Here is an 18,330-nt window from a genome sequence, read left to right on the forward strand (position 1 = left end):
TCGCCGACGAACGCCGTCTTGATTTTTGGCATGAAACAAAGCGTCCCCTGCGGCCGGAGCGCAAAGCACCGCCCGTTCAGGAAGGAGGAAAACCCTCCGGCGTTTTTTTTCATGCGATTTGCGGCTGGCTCGAACGAGAGACGAGACAAGCAACTGGTACCCGTACGGTTATGGGTCGAAGTGACGCAGTTCCGCAGAACGGGAACGACATTCCACCAGTAGTATTGCGTCCTGCGGACAATACACCGAAAGGCGTTCCGCCTTGTGAACTTGCAGAGACCAGCAGGCCATGGCGGCCTGACGCAAAGCTGCTGGTCCTGCGTCGCAAATCTTCACGCCCGGACCTGCCGCAACGGCTACGGCTAACAAACAGGCCGGAGCCCTCTTCGCAACTTCCCCGGCCCCCGTCCCCTGTTCAGCGGCCGCGAAAAGGAAATTGCCGATGTCCCAGCTTATCCTGACATTATCCTGCCCCGTACGGATCGGGGTTGTCGCGACGATCTCGTCCTTCCTGGCGAACGCGGGCTGCAATATCCATGACAGTTCGCAGTTCACCGACGTGCAGAACAACCGCTTCTTCATGCGGCTCAGCTTCGTCTCCGAGCAGGGCCGCACGCGCGAGGAGCTGGACGAGGCATTCCGCGCAGAGATAGCGGGCTCGGACATTGTCCATTCCTTCCATGATCTCAACAAGAAGATGAAGGTCGTGATCATGGTCAGCCGTTTCGGGCACTGCCTGAACGACCTGCTCTACCGCTGGCGGATCGGGGCTCTGCCCATCGACATCGCGGCCGTCATCTCGAACCATATGGATTATCAGAAGGTGGTGGTGAACCACGATATTCCGTTCCACTGCATCAAGGTGACCAAGGAGAACAAGGCACAGGCCGAAGCCGAGCAGATGAAGATCGTCCGCGATACGGGCGCCGAGCTGGTGGTTCTCGCCCGTTACATGCAGGTTCTGTCGGACGAGATGTGCACCAAGATGTCCGGCCGGATCATCAACATCCATCACAGCTTCCTGCCCAGCTTCAAGGGTGCCAACCCCTACAAGCAGGCCTTTGACCGCGGCGTGAAACTGATCGGGGCAACCAGCCACTATGTGACGGCCGATCTGGATGAAGGCCCGATCATCGAGCAGGACACGGTGCGCGTGACCCATGCGCAAAGCGCCAACGACTATGTGAGCCTCGGACGTGACGTCGAAAGTCAGGTTCTCGCCCGTGCAATCCACGCGCATATCCACCGCCGCGTCTTCATCAGCGGCGACAAGACCGTCGTGTTCCCGGCAAGCCCGAACGAATATGTATCCGAGCGCATGGGCTGATCATCCAGCCATACACTTGCCACTGCCAAAATGAAAAACGCCCTGCAGCTCCTTATCCGGGAACTGCAGGGCGCATTGTTTTAAAGGGCCGGTCAGTCGGCCAGCGGCACCTTGGGAACGCTGGACTTCTTCGGGCCGGCCTTGGGTGCAGGCTTTGCCGCAGGCTCGGCGGCCTTGGCGGCGGGAGCCTTGCGCTTCTTCTTGGCCGGCAGCGTCTCGGGTTCCGGCGCGGGAGCCGCCTTGCGCTTTTCCTCGACGGTTTCGAGCAGAAGCCCTGCCCCGTCCTCGCTGACGGTGACCTTGACCGTGCCGCCCTTCTGCAGCTTGCCGAACAGCACCTCGTCGGCCAGCGGCCGCTTGATGTGCTCCTGGATGACGCGGCCAAGCGGGCGCGCGCCCATCTGGCTGTCGTAGCCCTTGTCCGCCAGCCATGCGACGGCTTCCGGTGTCAGTTCGAAGGTCACGCCGCGGTCGGCGAGCTGCGCCTCCAGCTGCATGACGAACTTCTCCACCACCTGATGGATCACCTGAACCGGCAGATTGCCGAAGGGAATGACCGCATCGAGACGGTTGCGGAATTCCGGCGTGAACAGCTTGTTGATCGCCTCCTGATCATCCCCTTCCCGCTTCAGCTTGTTGAAGCCGATGGGGGCTCTGGCCATGTCGGACGCACCGGCATTGGTGGTCATGATCAGGATGACATTGCGGAAATCGACCTGCTTGCCGTTGTGGTCGGTCAGCTTGCCGTGATCCATCACCTGCAACAGGATGTTGAAGAGGTCCGGATGGGCCTTCTCGATTTCATCCAGCAGCAGCACGCAATGGGGATGCTGGTCGATGCCGTCGGTCAGCAAGCCGCCCTGATCGAAGCCGACATAGCCCGGAGGCGCGCCGATGAGGCGGCTGACCGTGTGGCGCTCCATATATTCGGACATGTCGAAGCGCAGCAGCTCAACGCCAAGCGAGGCGGCGAGCTGGCGGGCGACTTCCGTCTTGCCGACGCCGGTGGGGCCGGAGAACAGGTAGCTGCCGATCGGCTTGTTCGGCTCGCGCAGGCCCGCACGGGCCAGCTTGATGGCGCTGGAGAGCGTTTCGATGGCCTTGTCCTGGCCATAGACCACGCGCTTCAGGTCTTCCGTCAGGCTCGACAGCACGGCTGCATCACTCTTCGACACCGACTTGGGCGGGATGCGGGCCATGGTGGCAATCGTCGTCTCGATTTCCTTGACGCCGATGGTCTTGCGGCGGCGGCTTTCCGGCAGCAGCATCTGCGAGGCGCCGGTTTCATCCAGCACGTCGATGGCCTTGTCCGGCAGCTTGCGGTCATTGATGTATTTGGCCGACAGTTCCACCGCCGTCTTGATGGCCTCGTTGGTGTACTTGACCTTGTGGAAGTCCTCGAAATAGGGCTTCAGGCCCTTGAGGATCTCAATGGCATCCGGCACCGAGGGCTCGTTCACATCGATCTTCTGGAAACGGCGCACGAGAGCCCGGTCCTTCTCGAAGAACTGGCGGTATTCCTTGTAGGTGGTCGAGCCCATGCAGCGGATCGCGCCCGAGGCCAGCGCCGGCTTCAGCAGGTTGGAGGCATCCATCGCCCCGCCAGAAGTCGCGCCCGCGCCGATCACCGTGTGGATTTCGTCGATGAAGAGCACCGCGCCCGGATACTCCTCGATCTCCTTCACCACCTGCTTCAGGCGCTCCTCGAAGTCGCCGCGATAGCGGGTGCCGGCCAGCAGCGCGCCCATGTCGAGCGAGAAGATGGTGGCATCCTGCAGCACTTCGGGCACGTCCTTGTTGACGATACGCCGCGCCAGGCCCTCGGCAATCGCAGTCTTGCCCACGCCCGGGTCGCCGACGAAGAGCGGATTGTTCTTCGAGCGGCGGCACAGGATCTGGATCGTGCGCGTCACTTCGGCGTTGCGGCCGATCAGCGGATCGACCTTCCCGGCCTTGGATTTCTCGTTGAGATTGACGCAATAGGCCTCGAGCGCGTCATTCTTCTTCTTCGGCTTGGATTCAGCTTCTTCCGGCATGGCAGCTTCATCCTCCACGCCCTGGACCGGGCGCGGCTCAGACAGCCCCGGCCGCTTGGCAATTCCGTGAGAGATGTAATTGACGGCATCATAGCGCGTCATGTCCTGCTCCTGCAGGAAATAGGCGGCATGGCTCTCGCGCTCGGCGAAAATCGCGACAAGCACGTTGGCTCCCGTCACCTCTTCCCGTCCCGAGGACTGGACATGGATGACGGCACGCTGAATGACCCGCTGGAAGCCGGCAGTCGGCTTGGCATCCTCCTCGCCGCCCGTGACGAGGTTTTCCAGCTCGGTCTCGATATAGTCGACAAGATTGCGGCGCAGGAGATCGAGGTCAACGCTGCAGGCGCGCATCACGGCTGCCGCGTCCTGATCATCAACCAGCGCCAGCAGCAGGTGCTCAAGCGTCGCATATTCCTGCTGCCGCTCGTTGGCGAAGGCCAGAGCCTGATGCAGGGCTTTTTCGAGGCTTCGGGAGAATGACGGCACGTGTCTGGTTCCCTTACTTTTTCTCCATCACGCATTGCAGCGGATGTTGATGCTTGCGGGCGAAGTCCATGACCTGGGTCACCTTCGTCTCGGCCACCTCATAGGTGTATATTCCGCACTCCCCGACACCATGGTGGTGCACGTGGAGCATGATCCGTGTCGCTTCCTCCCGGTTCTTCTGGAAGAAGCGCTCGACCACATGAATGACGAACTCCATCGGGGTGTAGTCGTCATTCAACAACAGCACCCTGTACAGATTGGGCCGTTTTGTGACCGTCTTCGTCTTTGTGACGACGACCGTCCCGGCATCTCCATCCTCATTCCGGCGCGATCCGCTTGCCATTCCCGTGCCCATCTTGTCTTTTCTGCCGCTCAACTCCCTGCGGAGGAGCGGGCTGCCCCGCAGGCCGGTTCACGGCATTGTGAGCAGCTGTCATTCAATCCCAATGCAGCTTTCTGCAAACCCTGTACCAAGGCCTGCCGGACCATGATGTCCATCAGCCTACACCGCCGTATGTTACCACAGTCTCACCGCCACACCGGGCAGGAGGCCATGTGCCCCATACTATAATGACTCATGCCAGAGCCCCATAACAGATCCTGATCCTGACGCCGTTACGGCGCCCGTGCAATGGCCTGTTTTGCAGATGGCGCCAAGTCCGGTCCTGTCAAGCCCTGCAGCGGCCTCCGGTCTTATACCAAGGCTCTGAGATGCTGACGCATCACGCCTTGAAAATGCTCAAGCGCCGCACGGGCTACCGGCGCTCGAAGAGTCAAGCTCATCGAGCGCCGGTCTTAACCAATGTAGGGATGGCATCGCATTATGGAAGAGGCTGCCTGCGCCAGGCTGGAGCGCGGCCCGTGCGGAAACCATCGCACATGCGGACATGTTCCTGGGTGCCCTCCCTGGCACCTGCGCAAAGAACAGGCAAAAAGGCAGCGGCGGCCGCCTCCGGACCCCTGGTATTTTTTGCGATGCAAAAAGGCCTGACTGCCGGGCAGCCAGGCCTTTTCATATTTCACAGGCGCGGCGCTTCAAAGCGCCGGAAAGCTCACTTGCCGAGCTTGGAGAACATGCCTTCGTAAGGCTTGTACAGATCCTTGGCCATGTCGGTGTACATTTCACCGATCTTGGTCATCTCGCTGACAACGCCTTCGTAGCTGGTCTTGAAGAACTCGCTCTGAGCTTCAAAAGCCTTGTCGAGGGACTTGGCGGACACGATCTTTTCCATGGCGGCAGAGCTTTCCTCGAAGGACTTCTTCTGGAAGTCTGCAATCTCGGCAGCAATCGCCTGCAGGGACTTGCTCATGTTGCCAGCAGCCTGCATGGCCTGGTCCATGTTTTCCTTGCCCAGCTTCTGGATGTCGTCAAAATTGTTCATCATGTCCTGCCCTCGCTCGTGAACCCGCTATGGGAAATCTTGCTCGGCGCGTTTCGCGTCGGGTTGCCTAATAATGACGCAATGCACAAGAATGTCAACGTTCTTTTTTGCACCGCAATATAACGGAGACTACGTAGACGCGCTGTTAGGGTTCACGAGCGATTAAAATTGACCCTGCTTTACTGATTTGTAACCGCGTTCCGGGCAAGGTGGCTTCACGGGGAGCGTTGGGACGATTGCTCGCGTCATGCGCAGATGCTGCGTGACGGGGACCGATCCCTTCCGGCTTGGTTGAACCCAGAACGGGAAGTTGAGAGTTCGGTTAGTATGCCTGATTTGCACGCAGCATCCTCTTTCATGAGATTTGCAAGACGAGCCCTTGGTGCAGTTGCCATTGCACTGAGCCTTTCGGTCACTCCGGCCTCAGCCCAGCAGAATCCGAGATATGCCGGGATTGTGGTCGACGCCAAAACGGGAAAGACGCTCTATTCCGCCTCGGCGGACGAGTTGCGCTTCCCTGCGTCGCTGACCAAGGTCATGACGCTTTATATCGTGTTCGAGGAACTTGAGGCGGGGCGCCTGCGCATGGACACGCCCCTCAAGGTCTCGGCCTATGCGGCGGCCCGCCCGCCCTCAAAGCTTGGCCTGCGGCCGGGCTCCACGATTCAGGTCCGGGATGCGATCCTGGCGCTGGTGACGAAGTCTGCCAATGACGTGGCGGCCGTTGTCGCGGAGAATATCGGCGGCTCCGAAGCGCGCTTTGCCGACCGCATGACCCGCACGGCCCGCCAGATCGGCATGAGCAAGACCACCTTCAAGAACCCGCATGGCCTGCCGAATGCCGGTCAGCGCACCACTGCGCGCGACATGGCAACCCTCGGCCGCGCCATCCAGGACCGTTTCCCGAAGCATTTCGAGTTGTTCAAGACCCGTTCCTTCACCTACCAGGGCCGCACCCACGGCAACCACAACCGCCTGCTGGGCGCTGTTCCGGGCGTGAGCGGCATCAAGACCGGCTACATCAACGCCTCCGGCTTCAATCTGGTCACCTCCGTGGAACGTGATGGCCGTCAGATCGTCGCTGTCGTCATGGGTGGCACCACCGGGCGCTCGCGCGATGCGCAGATGGTGAAGCTGATCAACGAATATATGCCCAAGGCGAGCCGCGGCCCGCGGACGGCACCGCTCCTGGTGCACAACACCTCCTCGGCCATCGTGGCCGACGCCAAGCCGACGGCTCCGATCCGCGTCAACGCACCGCTGCGCGCACCTGTGCCCAACAGCAAGCCTGACTCCGAGCCGGCCGTCCTGCCCTTTGCCGTGGCCTCTGCCGCGGATGCTCCGGCGCCAGTTCCGGCACCTGCGCCGCAGGCACCGGTTCAGGCCGCTGCTGCAGCTCCGGCCCCTACCCCTGTTCCGGTTCCCGCCCCGGCTCCGGCTGTTGCCGCAGCCCGCACGGTCGTGCAGCCGCAGCAGGAGATCCAGATCGCATCGGCCGATGGCAATGTCGCCCTGCCCTCACCGGCCCCTGCGATTGTCGTCGAAACCTCGACCATCACGCCGGGCATCAGCCCCAAGCCGTCTCCGCGCGTGGCCGCTGCCTTTGCCGTGATCGAGGCAGCTCCGGTGGAAACCGTGCCGGCGCCTGAAACGGTTGCCCACACTCCGGCGCGCGCCACTGCCGCGGAAAAGACGACCGTGACCGTGGCCACCAACAACACCGCTGATGCCGCTCCCGGCTGGCAGGTTCAGATCGGTGCAGCCGTGTCGGAAACGGCGGCCATCGGCCTGCTGAAGAAGGCACAGGCGGCGACGGGCTCTGCCCTGCGCAACCGGGATCCTTACACCGAGGAAGTGACCGCGAAAGGCCAGACCATGTACCGTGCACGTTTTGTCGGCTTCCAGGACAAGAACCAGGCACAAGCCGCCTGCCAGTCGCTCAAGCGTGCGAAATTCAATTGCTACACCATCTATCAGTAACTGCGTGGGGTGGGATCAATGTCCTCTGAGAAGCTTGTCTTTAGCCTCGTTGAGTTTCGCAGCCAGGAAGCTCGTCCCGCCGTGGTCGGGATGGAGCCGCTTCATAAGCCGGCGGTGCGCAGCTCGGATTTCCGCTTCGCCGGCGCCGGGCGCAAGCCCCAGGATCTGGTAGGCCTCCTCATCTGTCATGGCGCCCGGGCGCGCCGTGCCGCGATGCCGGTTTGCGGCATCCGCCTCGAAGTGTACACGCCAGCCGGGCAGCCGGCCGTCGAGGTAAGCTTCAAATAATCTGCGGCTGGCGGGATCTGCCGCCAGCTCTGCCCACAAGTCCCTGAGCTCGCCGGACTGAAGCGAGTTCAGGGCGCGTCCGGCGAACCGCCCGGCCTTTACCGCCCCCCGCACCTCCCCGCTCTGCCCATCCCGCTCCATGACGAGCCAGGGCGTTTCCTGCCGTCCGATGCGCAGGCCGCCCCTCTGCCAGGGCAAGGCCCAGCCGAGCAACGGGGCGCCCAGACTGGCCGCAACAGCCGCCAGCCCGATCCGCCCGGTGAGCGCCAGGATAACGGCAATGGCAAGCAAGGTGATGCCGCCCACAGCGCGGGTTCTGCGCGCCAGAAGCTTCGGCGAGGCCGAGGTGAAGGATTTTCCGGCGAGCAGGAAAACAGCGAGCAGCAGAAGGCCAAGCAGCAGATACGGCATAAAGGGATCCCGGGTGCGTCACTGCCGGACTATCCGGCCCTGCCCCATCCTGCAAGACCCTCTGCCGCCTGCGCAAGCCCGGAGCCCGCAAGCCCAACTGCCGCGATGACCTAGAGGAGCCCGAGTTCGGCCAGTTCCCGGCGCATTTCCTCGGGCATGTCGCCGCCCGTGCGGGTGCCCTTGATGTCGGCGGGGGCTTCGTTGTCCTTGAGATAGCGCCAGCCCTGGAACGGGCGGCGGGGCTGCATCTGGGTCAGAATCAGCCTTGGCTCCAGCACCAGATCGCAGCGGTTGACACCTGCCTCGTCCGTGAAGGGGCGGATATCCGTCAGAATCTGCCGCACCTGAACGAAGCCCTTGATCACCCAGTAAAGCGAGCCGCCATCCAGCAGCTCTTCCTTCCGGGTCGGGATCATCCGCGTCGTATGGGTCTGCTCGGCCGGCAGCCCGGCTGCGCGCAGCTGATCCATGCGGAAATCGATCCACGCCTGAAGGTCCTCGACGCTGTCGGCGCCGACACAGAGCTTTACCAGATGAAGTGCCATGCCCCGTGCCTAGCAGAGCCTCCCGCCCCCGGTAAAGAGGCAAAAAACCACCACCGGGGAGCATGGCCAGAAGAGGCTGCCAAAGAGGGGCTTTTGCACAGGCAGGATGAACAGGCTTGCCATCCCCCGGCGAAGCAGCTTCACTGGTTCACATGGATGTGTTCCTTACCGGTGCGACCGGCCTCATCGGCAGCGCGATCCTGCGGCGTCTCCGCCAGGACGGGAGACGTGTTGCGGCGCTTGCGCGTTCCAGCGCCAGCGCGGAAGAAATCGACAGCCTCGGCGCCGTTCCCGTGCCGGGTGATCTTGAAGAACCGGAAACGTGGATCCACAGCGCCTTGTCCTGCAAGGGAATCATTCACGCGGCTGGCGGCCCTGCGGCTGCGGAGCGGCACTTTGCTGCCGTCATGCGGCAGGCCTGCCTGCAGGCCGCAGCACCGCCGCGGCTGGTCTACACGGGTGGAATCTGGCTTTTTCCGCCCTCCGGTGAAGCGGTGCTGAGCGAAAGCACCGCCTTTGAACCGCTGCCCGCCTTCGGTCATTCGGCCGAGATCATCCGGTCCCTGCAGAATGTGCAGCGCATGGGTGTCGCCGTCATTCATCCCGCTCTCGTCTGCGGCCCGGACGCCGGGCCCCTGGCGGAGATGGCTGCGGCGGCCTGCAGCTCAGAACCCTTCCGCACGAAAGCAACGGAAGACACGCTCTGGCCGCTTGTGGATGCGGATGATCTGGCGGAGCTCTACCTGCTGGCACTCGATTCAACCCAGTTCCGCCTCAGCCTGTTCGGTGCTGGCATCGGCTCGGCCCGGGTTGGCGAGATTGCCGGACTGGTGGGCGAAGCCTGCGGAGCACCGGTCACGCTTGAGGGGCTGAGCGGGACCCCGGAGGACCCGCGGCTCGACTGGCAGGCAGGCTATGGCCGCTCGCAGACCGTCTCCCCCGCAAGAGCGGTCAAGATGCTGGGCTGGGCGCCGAAACGCACCAGCCTTGAAAGCCTCGTCGGCATTGCGGCAGGTCCCCTGCCCTCCCCGCTGCCCAGGCGGGAGACGCCCGGGCCGGCCACCGGCTGAATGCAAGGCACATGAAGTGCTCATGAAAGAGTGCCCATGAAAAAAGGCGCGGTGTTGAGCCGCGCCTTCTTTCTGGACATCTGGGGCTGTTATCCCGCGATTGCGACCGCCGTCTTGGCAGTTTCTGCATCAGCGAACAGCATGACCAAAGCCAGCATGCCCCCGAGAACGATCACCGTCCACGCGGTGACGCCCCAGCAGGACTTCTGTACGTTTTCGTCCATGAAAACCCTTGTCTGTGGGAACGCCATAAGGCACTTGCCTCAAATATGGCGTCTTTGCGGCATGATATTTAATGAAGGGCTAACGCCTTCGCAAGCGCAAAATCGCCATAGCTGCTGTGCCGGCTATGCATTCCTGGGAATTTCCGTGACGGGCCATGGACTTGCACCGCCCGCTCATGCATCTGATAGTTCTGGATAATCCGGACCACTGTCTGATTCCGGTAAGGTTTTGGCAAGGTTCCGGAAACTTTTAGGAAAATTTCATGGCAGCGCTGTCCACAATGGATCTCATCGCCCTTGGCATTTTTCTGGCCACCTGGCTCAGCTTCAACATCCTTGTGGAACTGTCCCCCTTGCGGGAACGCACCTTGTCCAAAATGATGGAGGAGTACCGCTTCGCCTGGATGCGGACCATGGCACTGCGGCAGGTGCGGATCATGGACACGGCGATCCTGACCGGGCTGCAGCAGGGTACCAGCTTCTTTGCCTCCACCGCCCTTCTGGCGATCGGCGGCTCCTTCACTCTGCTGAATGGCACGGAGCGTATCCTGCAGGTCGCAGGCGATCTCTCGGTGCCGATCGAATACAATCGCACCGTCTGGGAAATCAAGGTGATCGGCCTGATGCTGATCTTCGCCTATGCCTTCTTCAAGTTCGGCTGGGCCTACAGGCTTTTCAACTACTCCAGCATCGTCATGGGGTCGGTGCCGGACGCGGTCACGGGCGACAAGGACGTGATCCTGAACACCTCCTACAAGGCCGCCCGGCTGAATGCGCTGGCAGGACGGCATTTCAACCGGGGTCAGAGGGCTCTGTTTTTCTCCATCGGCTTCCTCGGCTGGCTGGCAGGCCCGTGGGGCCTGATCATCACCACTGTCTCCGTTGTCGCCGTGCTGCTGCGCCGTCAGTTCGCGTCGAATGCCCGCACGGCCGTCATGGCATCGCTGCAAGGGCTGGCGCAGGGCGAACCGCCCAACGGCGGAGAAAAGACCGAAACCGGCTCGTCGAACCCCTTCACATAATAGGTGCCGACCTTTCCGCTCTGGCACCCCAGCATTCCGGCAACCGCCTCCGAGGCGAGGATTTCCCGGTCGAGAGCCTTGGCAAGGCCGGCAATGCGCGAGGCGAGATTGACGGCCGGGCCGACGACAGTGAAGTCCAGCCGCGTTTCGCTGCCCACATTGCCGAAGAACACATCACCGGCATGCAGTGCGATGCCCACCTTGATTTCCGGATTTTCCGCGCAGCAGTTGTGGTTCACTTCGGCAATGCGCATCACGGCTTCCTGTGCCGCAGAAACAGCACGCCGCGAGGCCTCCTGCGCCTCATCCGCGGACACATAGGGGAAGATCGCCATCACCTCGTCACCGATGAATTTCAGCACTTCACCCCCTTGCGCCTCGACGGCAGATGCCATCGCGCCAAAATAGGTGTTGAGCAGTTCGATCAGCTTTTCACCCGGCAGCCGGTTGGAAAGGGTCGTGAAGCCGCGCAGATCGGCGAAGCTGATCACGGCGGAGATCAGTTCGCCGCCGCCGCGCTTGATACTGCCCTGCAGCACCCGGGACCCGGCGCGCGGCCCGACATAGGTGTCGAGCAGCGTTGACGCCGTGCGGCGCAGGGTGTTGAGCTCGCAGATCAGCCCCAGCGGCCGGGCGATGGACTCAAACACGGCAAGATGGGCGGGCGTAAACCCGGCTTCAGAACGCGTTGCCAGCGTAAGGGCTTTGTTGGTGCCGTCCGAGAAGGGCAGCGGCATGGCGATGTAGTCCTTGAAGCCCCCGTCCCGCAGCTCAGGAAGAATGCCGTATTCGCCCTCTTCCGGCTCCGGCGTGACCCGGATACGGACGGAACGGCCTTCCACATAGACAACCTTCAGCGGGCTGCGGTCATAGGATGCCTGCAGATCCGGCGCTTCCATGTAGCGGCGCAGCTCCGTTTGGCCGTCACTGGTCCACAGGGCGCTCTCCGCCCGCACATTGGGATGCAGCAATGCAATGCCGGTGCTGATCCTGTCGACCGGAATGCGCGCTTCCCGCAGGCGCTGGCCCAGATGGCGGACCAGCTCCTGGCTGTCCTGCACCTCGACCGCTTCGCCATAAAGCCACTGAATGATGTCAGCCGCAGCAAGCGGCGCCTCGAAAGACATCGGAGTCTCCGTATCCGGCTATCAAGTCTTGAAGATAGGAGCCCGGGGCCGCGTTGGGAAGATGGCTTGTGCTTTACCAGTGCGTTCACACCGGCTCTACAGATCCTCAGGCGAGGGGAACAGGGACGAACTGCGCCCGCTCATCCAGTAGACGGCGAGGCCAACCCATTCCTTGACGGCGATATCCACCCGCAGGAACCCCTCGGACGAGGACCCGAACGGGCGCCAGATGTCCTGCGGGCCACGGGTGCGCCAGTCGACCGGATAGGCGATGACACCTTCCCAGCCCGCCTGCCGGAACACGCCCATGGCGCGCGGCATGTGATAGGCTGACGTCACCAGCAGGAATTTTTCGCCCGGCTGCGGCGACAGCAGAGCGCGCGTTTCCACCGCGTTCTGCCAGGTGTTGCGCGAACGGTCTTCCATCACGATCCGTTCCGGATCGATGCCGAAGCCTTCAAACACACGCTCCGCCGCAACGGCCTCGGTGGTGGCACTGGCAAAGAGCAGGCCCTCCCCGCCCGAATGGACGACCTTCGCCTGCGGATAGCGCCGCGCCAGTTCCGGCACCACGGTGAGCCGTTCCGCCGCCATGGTGATGCCCGGATAAGGCCGGGAGCTTGAAACCGTCGTGTCGAGGGCACCGCCCAGAACGATGATGGCGCTCACCTCGTCCGGCAGCGTTTCAGGTGCGGGAAATCTGTCCTCCAGCGGAACGGTGATCATGTTGCCGAAGGGCGAAAGGCCAACCAGAACATAGAGGAGGATGCCAGTCCCACTGAGAAAAATCCCGAACTTGCGCAGGCGGGAGACGAGCAGGCAGAGAAAACCGGCGCCGAAAACGAGCAGGATGAAATTCGACGGACGCATGAAGAAGAAGGCAATCTTGGAAAGATAGAAAAATACGTTCTCAGCCAGTTCCATGTCCGCGTCCGCCTCGCTCCTGTTGACCGCCCCGCGCCGCTTGTAGCGCATCACACCGGCCGCTGCATGGCAAAAACCTCAAGACGAGGGGTGATCCCCGGCCCCGGCGCGTCTCAGCCTGTCATTTCTTACAATTTCGATGGATTGCTGCAAGCCGTGACCCAGATCACAGGCCCGTGAAGCCGCCTGACGCACTCTGACACCCGGCTGGAGACAGGGCATTTCAGCAAGGGGCAGAGACATGACACTTTATATCGAACTGGGCGGACGTTCCGTCATCGAGCGCGCGGTGCGGCAGGTCGTGAACGCACGCAGCGGGAGCCAGTCAGGCATCAGCGGCATGTTCACGCCACAGCAGACTGCGCAAGCCAGCGAAGATCTGACCGAGTTCCTGACCTTTCTCTTCGGCGGCTCGCCATTCTATGAGGGCCCGGCCATTCATCTGTCCTTTTCCTGCCTCTGCACGTCCCATGCGGCCTTCGATGAGGTAAGGGACCTGTTCACGCGGGAGCTGACGCTGCGCCCGCAAACGGCCGGATTGCGGCCGCAGGTACATGCCGCGCTGGAACAGATCCGCCATCATGCCGTGCGCCAGCCGCATCCAGCGCGTGCGCAGGAGAGGCCGCAGTTTCAGGCGCGATCCTTCTGACCTTTTGTCCGCAATGCAAAAAGCCGCCGGCAGAACCGGCGGCTTTCGCATGTCAGGGGCATAAGTCCGGATTACTTCACTTCATCAGCGCTGCTGACGACCTTGCCGACGAGGCCATAGGCGATGCCCTCTTCCGGGCTCATCCAGTAGTCGCGGTCGGTGTCCTTTTCGATGCGCTCGATCGGCTGGCCGGTGGCATCGGCAAAGATCTGGTTCAGGCGGTCGCGCATCTTGATGATTTCGCGGGCCTGGATCTCGATGTCGGTCGCCATGCCGCCGGCACCGCCGGACGGCTGATGCAGCAGGAAACGGGTGTTCTTGGTGCAGTAGCGGCGCTCTTTCGGCACCGACACGTAGATCAGCGCACCAGCGCTTGCCACCCAGCCCATGCCGAGGATACGCACCTGCGGACGGATGAAGCGGATGGTGTCGTGGATCATGTCGCCGGATTCGACGTGGCCGCCGGGCGAAGAGACGATCACCGTGATCGGGTCGCCGGAAACCTGAGCCAGAGCCAGCAGGCGTGCGCAGACGTCACGGGCCAGTTCCTGGGTGATCGGCCCGGTGATGAGGACGGTGCGCGCATCGAACAGATGCTTGTCGACCTGAACCGACTGCGGCGTCTTGGTCTTCTCGTCCTCGTCGTCATCGAGGCGGGCCGGCACCGGATTCATATAATTGCTCATGCGCAGGAAAGCTCCATTGTCACGGTGCGCCGGCAAGGCCGGCACAGGTTCTCATAGGCCCATACTTAAGCGAAGCGCTGCCGCCCCGCAATGAAGACACGCATTTAGACACACAAGGGTTATCAACTGGGCAACAACAGCGGCCGTCTTCAGGATTGCGCGCCTGGCGCATAGTCACCGGCACCGGCCGCGGCGATGGCTGGGGACGGCGCGGCGCCCTTGCCGCCTGCAGCATCTTTGCCGTGCAGGCCCTCCACCTCGACACAATCGCGCCCCTTGCGTTTTGCGGCATAAAGCGCCCAGTCCGCGCGCTGCAGCAGCCCATCCACATCGGCGGCGGTCACCGGCATGATGCCTATTCCGGCGGAGACGGTGATCCTGAAATCGGGGTTGCCGCCAAGCATGGACAGAACGCGCGTATGCACGCGAAGCCCTTCGGCCAGGCCATATGCTGCAAGTGCGGCATCCCCCGTCAGCAGGCAGGCAAATTCCTCGCCGCCGATCCGGCCGGTCAGCCCGTGCGGCCCCAGACGGTCCCGCATCAGCTGGCTGAAGGCCTGCAACACCGAATCTCCGCCCGCATGGCCGAAACGGTCGTTGACGGCCTTGAAGTGATCAAGGTCGCACAGGATCATGCAGACAGCCGTGCCATCCCGGCGGGCCGTCTCAAGGGCAACCGCGGCAGCACTGCGGAATGCCCCCCGGTTCAACAGGCCGGTGAGAACGTCCTCCTCCGCCTCACGCCGCAAATTCTGCAATTGCCCGTCGCGGAAGAGCATTGCGCTGGCCAGAATGGCAGCGGAGGACAGGAGGATCGCCACCAGAAACTGCAGGACACTGCCCTGTGCGCCAAGGCTGGAGAAATACTCCGTGGTTTCCGGCGCGCTGATCAGGAGCACCATGCGGGAGGCGTGCATCAGCGAGGCACCAGCGAAAAGAATCGCGAAGATCAGCCGCACCGGCTTTGACAGAAGCAGCGCACGCTGGAACTCGAAGGCCGTGACGGCGGACACGAACATGAGAATGAAAGACAGGGACGTCAGGCGCAGCGTGGTGTTTTCGAGGAAACCCGGGACGATGCAGAGCCCGTTCCACAGGATGATCGGGGTGAGCATGGCCAGCAGAGAAGTGTGGCGGCCCGAAAAATGGCGGGTCGCAGCGTAACCAAGACCTGCCCCCAGACAGAGAAGGGAATGGCCCAGATGCAGCACCCAGAGCCCCGTGAGGCTTTCACGCGAGGCCAGCAAGACAAAGCCGGGCACCCGCACAAGCAGGCTGACGGACCAGAGCAGAATGCCGGCGTGCTCTCGCTCAAGCCGCCATTGGCGGAAGAGCTGAAGCCCGCCGGCTAAAAAAAGGCAGGCGAACACAGCCAGCATTGATGGAGTATCAATGGTCAAACCAATCCCCTGCACCTTCCCCGAAGCCACGTTAGGCTGACAGGATTTAGCGGGAAGTTAAATCAGTTCAGTCGCTTGAGGTTTTTTCATCACACGGTGTTTCAAGACCGGGCGCCCGCTTTCTGAATATTCTCAAAAGCGGGCGCCCCCGACTCAACCGCTCAGGCGGTCTTGTTGAAGATCTCGCGGCCGATCAGCATGCGGCGGATTTCGCTGGTGCCTGCCCCGATCTCGTAAAGCTTGGCATCGCGCAGCAACCGGCCTGTGGGATAGTCGTTGATATAGCCGTTGCCGCCCAGAAGCTGGATCGCATCCAGCGCCACCTTCGTCGCGTTTTCGGCGGCATAGAGGATGGCACCGGCTGCGTCTTCCCGCGTGGTCTCGCCCCGGTCGCAGGCCTGCGCCACCGCATAGACATAGGCTTTGGTGGCGTTCATGGTCACATACATGTCCGCCACCTTGCCCTGCACCAGCTGGAAGGTGCCGATGGGCGCACCAAACTGCTGGCGCTCGTGAACGTAAGGAATGACCACATCCATCGCCGCCTGCATCAGGCCGATGCAGCCTGCCGCCAGCACGGCGCGCTCATAATCCAGCCCGGACATGAGCACGTTGACGCCCTTGCCCACCTCGGCCAGCACGTTTTCTTCGGGCACTTCGCAGTCTTCGAAGACGAGTTCGCCGGTCTCCGAGCCGCGCATGCCCAGCTTGTCCAGCTTCTGCGCCACGGAGAATCCCTTGAAGCCCTTTTCGATCAGGAAGGCGGTGATGCCGCGTGACCCTGCTGCCGGATCGGTCTTGGCATAGACGATCAGCGTGTCGGCGCAGGGGCCGTTGGTGATCCACATTTTGGTGCCGTTCAGCACATAGCGGTCACCCTTCTTGTCGGCCCTGAGCTTCATCGACACCACATCCGAACCGGCACCCGGCTCGGACATGGCCAGCGCGCCCACATGCTCGCCGCTGATCAGCTTGCCGAGATAGCGCTTCTTCTGATCCTCACTGCCCCAGCGGCGCAACTGGTTGACGCAGAGATTGGAATGGGCGCCGTAGGAGAGGCCAATCGAGCCGGAGGCCCGGCTCACCTCTTCCATGGCGATGCAGTGCTCCAGATAGCCAAGCCCTGCCCCGCCCCAGTCCTCTTCCACCGTGATGCCGTGCAGGCCGAGTTCTCCCATCTCGGGCCACAGTTCACGCGGGAACCAGTCGTCCCGGTCGATGCGGGCGGCCAGCGGCGCGATGCGGTCCTGGGAATAGGAGCGCACGCTGTCGCGCAGCATGTCTGCCGTTTCGCCGAGGTTGAAGTTGAATGACGGAAAGTCATTGCGGATCATGGGCTTTTCCTCCAGTCGCCCGGCCCTCCCGGCCGTTCAGCGGGTGTATTTGATGAAAGGGGTAACCTTGCCGACACGGTCGTAGAGCTGGCGCGCCGTGGCGTTGAATTCCTGCGTCAGCCAGTAGACGTAAGGCGCGCCCTTCGCATCGGCGGCGGCATAGACCGCCTCGATCAGCGCCCGGCCCACGCCGCGCCCGCGCACGGACGGGTCGGCATAAAGATCCTGCAGGTAGCAGTAAGGACCTTCGGTCCAGCAGGACCGGTGAAAGATATAGTGGACGATGCCGACCAGCCGGCCGGTCTCATCGACTGCGCAGAGCCCATGCGGATCTTCATCCGGGGTCATCAGCCGCGACCAGTTGAGATCATATTGCGACTGGGGCTTTTCGGTCTCGTAGAAGACGAGATAGGCCTTCCACAGCGCCGCCCATTCGGCATGGTCCTGCGGCTGAAGCGGGCGGATGGTGATGGCTGCTTGCGTCATGGGTCCTCACTTGCCTTGCAGATCTTCAGTCCTCGACGCCCTCAAGGCAGATCATCGAGAACAGGCCGGTGGCCACGTGGATTTCCCTGTCCCCGGTCACGCCATAGACATCCGAGCGGCAGATGGTCAGCGTGCGGCCCGGCTTGATGACACGGCCGCGCGCCACCAGCTTCTCGCCCTTGCCGGGATTGAGCAGGTTGATCTTGAATTCTGTGCTGAGCACGCCGGTGCCGGCCGGATAGAGCGACAGGGCGGCATAGCCGGCAGCGCTGTCGGCAATCGACGTGGTGGAGCCGGCGTGGAAGAAGCCGTGCTGCTGGGTCAGTTCGGCCCGGTGCGGCATCTCGATGTCCACCTCGCCGGGGGCCAGATGACTGAGGCTTGCCCCCAGATGGCCCATGAAGGGCTGGCGGGCGAAGCTTCTGCGGACCCTCTCCTCCCAGTTCGGATCACGCGGCTCGAATGCTGTCATGGTTCCCTCCTCCCCGGTGCAGCGCCTCAGCCGTTTTCCCGCGGCACACCCAGTTCATCCAGCCGCGCCAGACAGCCGCGCTCGACGTCGGCGAGTTCGGCCAGCGTCAGCTCGATGTCATTGCGCTTTTCTTCGAGTTCGGCGCGCCGTTCGGCGATCTTGCGCATGAGCAGCTGCAGCTGCCCCGCCTCCCCCGGCGCCTTGCCATACATGCCGATGATCTCGCTGATCTCGGTCAGCGAGAAGCCGAGGCGCTTGCCGCGCAGGATCAGCTTCAGCCGCGTCCGGTCCGCAGGCTTGTAGAGCCGCTGGCGGCCGCGCCGCTGCGGCGTGATCAGCCCCTGCGCCTCATAAAAGCGCAAGGTCCGGGTGGTGATCCCGAATTCCTGCGTCAGCTGGGTGATCGTATAGAGCCGCGGTTCCATGAAGCCTCCATCCTGCGGCCAGCTTCATAGACTTTTACGTTAAAGTCAATCAG

General features: G+C 62.5%; 19 protein-coding genes. 5 read left to right on the forward strand and 14 right to left on the reverse strand.

Features of this window, described 5'->3' with window-relative positions:
* The first annotated feature begins 442 nt into the window (after positions 1 to 442).
* Positions 443 to 1,327 (forward strand): formyltetrahydrofolate deformylase, encoded by an 885-nt coding sequence (gene purU, locus ACVNHC_RS06390; RefSeq protein ID WP_457166760.1) that lies wholly within the window; start codon positions 443 to 445, stop codon positions 1,325 to 1,327.
* Between the two features lie 92 nt (positions 1,328 to 1,419).
* Here the strand turns inward: purU and clpA are convergent, their stop codons facing one another.
* From clpA to ACVNHC_RS06405, 3 genes are all read right to left on the reverse strand, one after another.
* Positions 1,420 to 3,852 carry an ATP-dependent Clp protease ATP-binding subunit ClpA gene (gene clpA / locus ACVNHC_RS06395; protein WP_050474740.1) on the reverse strand — a complete coding sequence of 811 codons (2,433 nt, stop codon included), beginning with the start codon at positions 3,850 to 3,852 and terminating at the stop codon, positions 1,420 to 1,422.
* A 13-nt stretch (positions 3,853 to 3,865) separates the two neighbouring features.
* On the reverse strand, positions 3,866 to 4,195 hold the full coding sequence (gene clpS / locus ACVNHC_RS06400) for an ATP-dependent Clp protease adapter ClpS (protein WP_026355966.1): 330 nt from the start codon (positions 4,193 to 4,195) through the stop codon (positions 3,866 to 3,868).
* A gap of 709 nt (positions 4,196 to 4,904) precedes the next feature.
* Positions 4,905 to 5,237 carry a phasin family protein gene (locus ACVNHC_RS06405; RefSeq protein WP_050474739.1) on the reverse strand — a complete coding sequence of 111 codons (333 nt, stop codon included), beginning with the start codon at positions 5,235 to 5,237 and terminating at the stop codon, positions 4,905 to 4,907.
* A 354-nt stretch (positions 5,238 to 5,591) separates the two neighbouring features.
* Between ACVNHC_RS06405 and ACVNHC_RS06410 the strand changes: the two genes are divergently transcribed.
* A complete protein-coding gene (locus ACVNHC_RS06410; RefSeq protein WP_457166761.1) occupies positions 5,592 to 7,214 on the forward strand; it encodes a serine hydrolase in 1,623 nt (540 codons plus the stop codon).
* 15 nt (positions 7,215 to 7,229) lie between these two features.
* Here the strand turns inward: ACVNHC_RS06410 and ACVNHC_RS06415 are convergent, their stop codons facing one another.
* Both ACVNHC_RS06415 and ACVNHC_RS06420 read right to left on the reverse strand, forming a co-directional pair.
* Entirely contained in the window at positions 7,230 to 7,913 is a 684-nt protein-coding gene (locus ACVNHC_RS06415) for a DnaJ domain-containing protein (protein ID WP_186393702.1), read from the reverse strand.
* Positions 7,914 to 8,023: 110 nt separating this feature from the next.
* Positions 8,024 to 8,458 carry a DUF1489 family protein gene (locus tag ACVNHC_RS06420; RefSeq protein ID WP_122519855.1) on the reverse strand — a complete coding sequence of 145 codons (435 nt, stop codon included), beginning with the start codon at positions 8,456 to 8,458 and terminating at the stop codon, positions 8,024 to 8,026.
* A 152-nt stretch (positions 8,459 to 8,610) separates the two neighbouring features.
* On the opposite strand from ACVNHC_RS06420, the gene ACVNHC_RS06425 reads away from it, so the two are divergent.
* Positions 8,611 to 9,528, forward strand: a complete 918-nt coding sequence (locus tag ACVNHC_RS06425) for an NAD-dependent epimerase/dehydratase family protein (RefSeq protein WP_457166762.1) — start codon at positions 8,611 to 8,613, stop codon at positions 9,526 to 9,528.
* An 89-nt stretch (positions 9,529 to 9,617) separates the two neighbouring features.
* Here the strand turns inward: ACVNHC_RS06425 and ACVNHC_RS06430 are convergent, their stop codons facing one another.
* On the reverse strand, positions 9,618 to 9,752 hold the full coding sequence (locus tag ACVNHC_RS06430) for a hypothetical protein (protein ID WP_256387621.1): 135 nt from the start codon (positions 9,750 to 9,752) through the stop codon (positions 9,618 to 9,620).
* 263 nt (positions 9,753 to 10,015) lie between these two features.
* On the opposite strand from ACVNHC_RS06430, the gene ACVNHC_RS06435 reads away from it, so the two are divergent.
* Positions 10,016 to 10,774 (forward strand): DUF599 domain-containing protein, encoded by a 759-nt coding sequence (locus tag ACVNHC_RS06435; RefSeq protein WP_186393704.1) that lies wholly within the window; start codon positions 10,016 to 10,018, stop codon positions 10,772 to 10,774.
* On the opposite strand, the gene ACVNHC_RS06440 is transcribed toward ACVNHC_RS06435, so the two are convergent.
* Both ACVNHC_RS06440 and ACVNHC_RS06445 read right to left on the reverse strand, forming a co-directional pair.
* Positions 10,657 to 11,901 (reverse strand): adenylate/guanylate cyclase domain-containing protein, encoded by a 1,245-nt coding sequence (locus ACVNHC_RS06440; protein WP_457166763.1) that lies wholly within the window; start codon positions 11,899 to 11,901, stop codon positions 10,657 to 10,659. The genes ACVNHC_RS06435 and ACVNHC_RS06440 overlap by 118 nt on opposite strands.
* 96 nt (positions 11,902 to 11,997) lie before the next feature.
* On the reverse strand, positions 11,998 to 12,876 hold the full coding sequence (locus ACVNHC_RS06445; RefSeq protein WP_348769915.1) for a YdcF family protein: 879 nt from the start codon (positions 12,874 to 12,876) through the stop codon (positions 11,998 to 12,000).
* A 190-nt stretch (positions 12,877 to 13,066) separates the two neighbouring features.
* On the opposite strand from ACVNHC_RS06445, the gene ACVNHC_RS06450 reads away from it, so the two are divergent.
* On the forward strand, positions 13,067 to 13,474 hold the full coding sequence (locus ACVNHC_RS06450) for a globin domain-containing protein (protein WP_122519852.1): 408 nt from the start codon (positions 13,067 to 13,069) through the stop codon (positions 13,472 to 13,474).
* Positions 13,475 to 13,545: 71 nt separating this feature from the next.
* Here the strand turns inward: ACVNHC_RS06450 and ACVNHC_RS06455 are convergent, their stop codons facing one another.
* The 6 genes from ACVNHC_RS06455 to ACVNHC_RS06480 form a co-directional block, all read right to left on the reverse strand.
* Positions 13,546 to 14,160 carry an ATP-dependent Clp protease proteolytic subunit gene (locus tag ACVNHC_RS06455; protein WP_174235459.1) on the reverse strand — a complete coding sequence of 205 codons (615 nt, stop codon included), beginning with the start codon at positions 14,158 to 14,160 and terminating at the stop codon, positions 13,546 to 13,548.
* 149 nt (positions 14,161 to 14,309) lie between these two features.
* Positions 14,310 to 15,560: a GGDEF domain-containing protein gene (locus ACVNHC_RS06460; RefSeq protein ID WP_457166764.1), complete on the reverse strand. Its 1,251-nt coding sequence runs from the start codon at positions 15,558 to 15,560 to the stop codon at positions 14,310 to 14,312.
* A gap of 161 nt (positions 15,561 to 15,721) precedes the next feature.
* A complete protein-coding gene (locus tag ACVNHC_RS06465; RefSeq protein ID WP_457166765.1) occupies positions 15,722 to 16,894 on the reverse strand; it encodes an isovaleryl-CoA dehydrogenase in 1,173 nt (390 codons plus the stop codon).
* Positions 16,895 to 16,930: 36 nt separating this feature from the next.
* Entirely contained in the window at positions 16,931 to 17,380 is a 450-nt protein-coding gene (locus tag ACVNHC_RS06470) for a GNAT family N-acetyltransferase (protein ID WP_050474729.1), read from the reverse strand.
* 25 nt (positions 17,381 to 17,405) lie between these two features.
* The gene (locus tag ACVNHC_RS06475; RefSeq protein WP_050474728.1) at positions 17,406 to 17,852 is read right to left on the reverse strand and encodes a PaaI family thioesterase; all 447 of its coding nucleotides are present in this window, start codon (positions 17,850 to 17,852) and stop codon (positions 17,406 to 17,408) included.
* 26 nt (positions 17,853 to 17,878) lie between these two features.
* Positions 17,879 to 18,277: a MerR family transcriptional regulator gene (locus tag ACVNHC_RS06480; protein ID WP_094462906.1), complete on the reverse strand. Its 399-nt coding sequence runs from the start codon at positions 18,275 to 18,277 to the stop codon at positions 17,879 to 17,881.
* Between the last annotated feature and the right edge of the window lie 53 nt (positions 18,278 to 18,330).

This window comes from Pannonibacter sp. Q-1, from assembly GCF_054073275.1.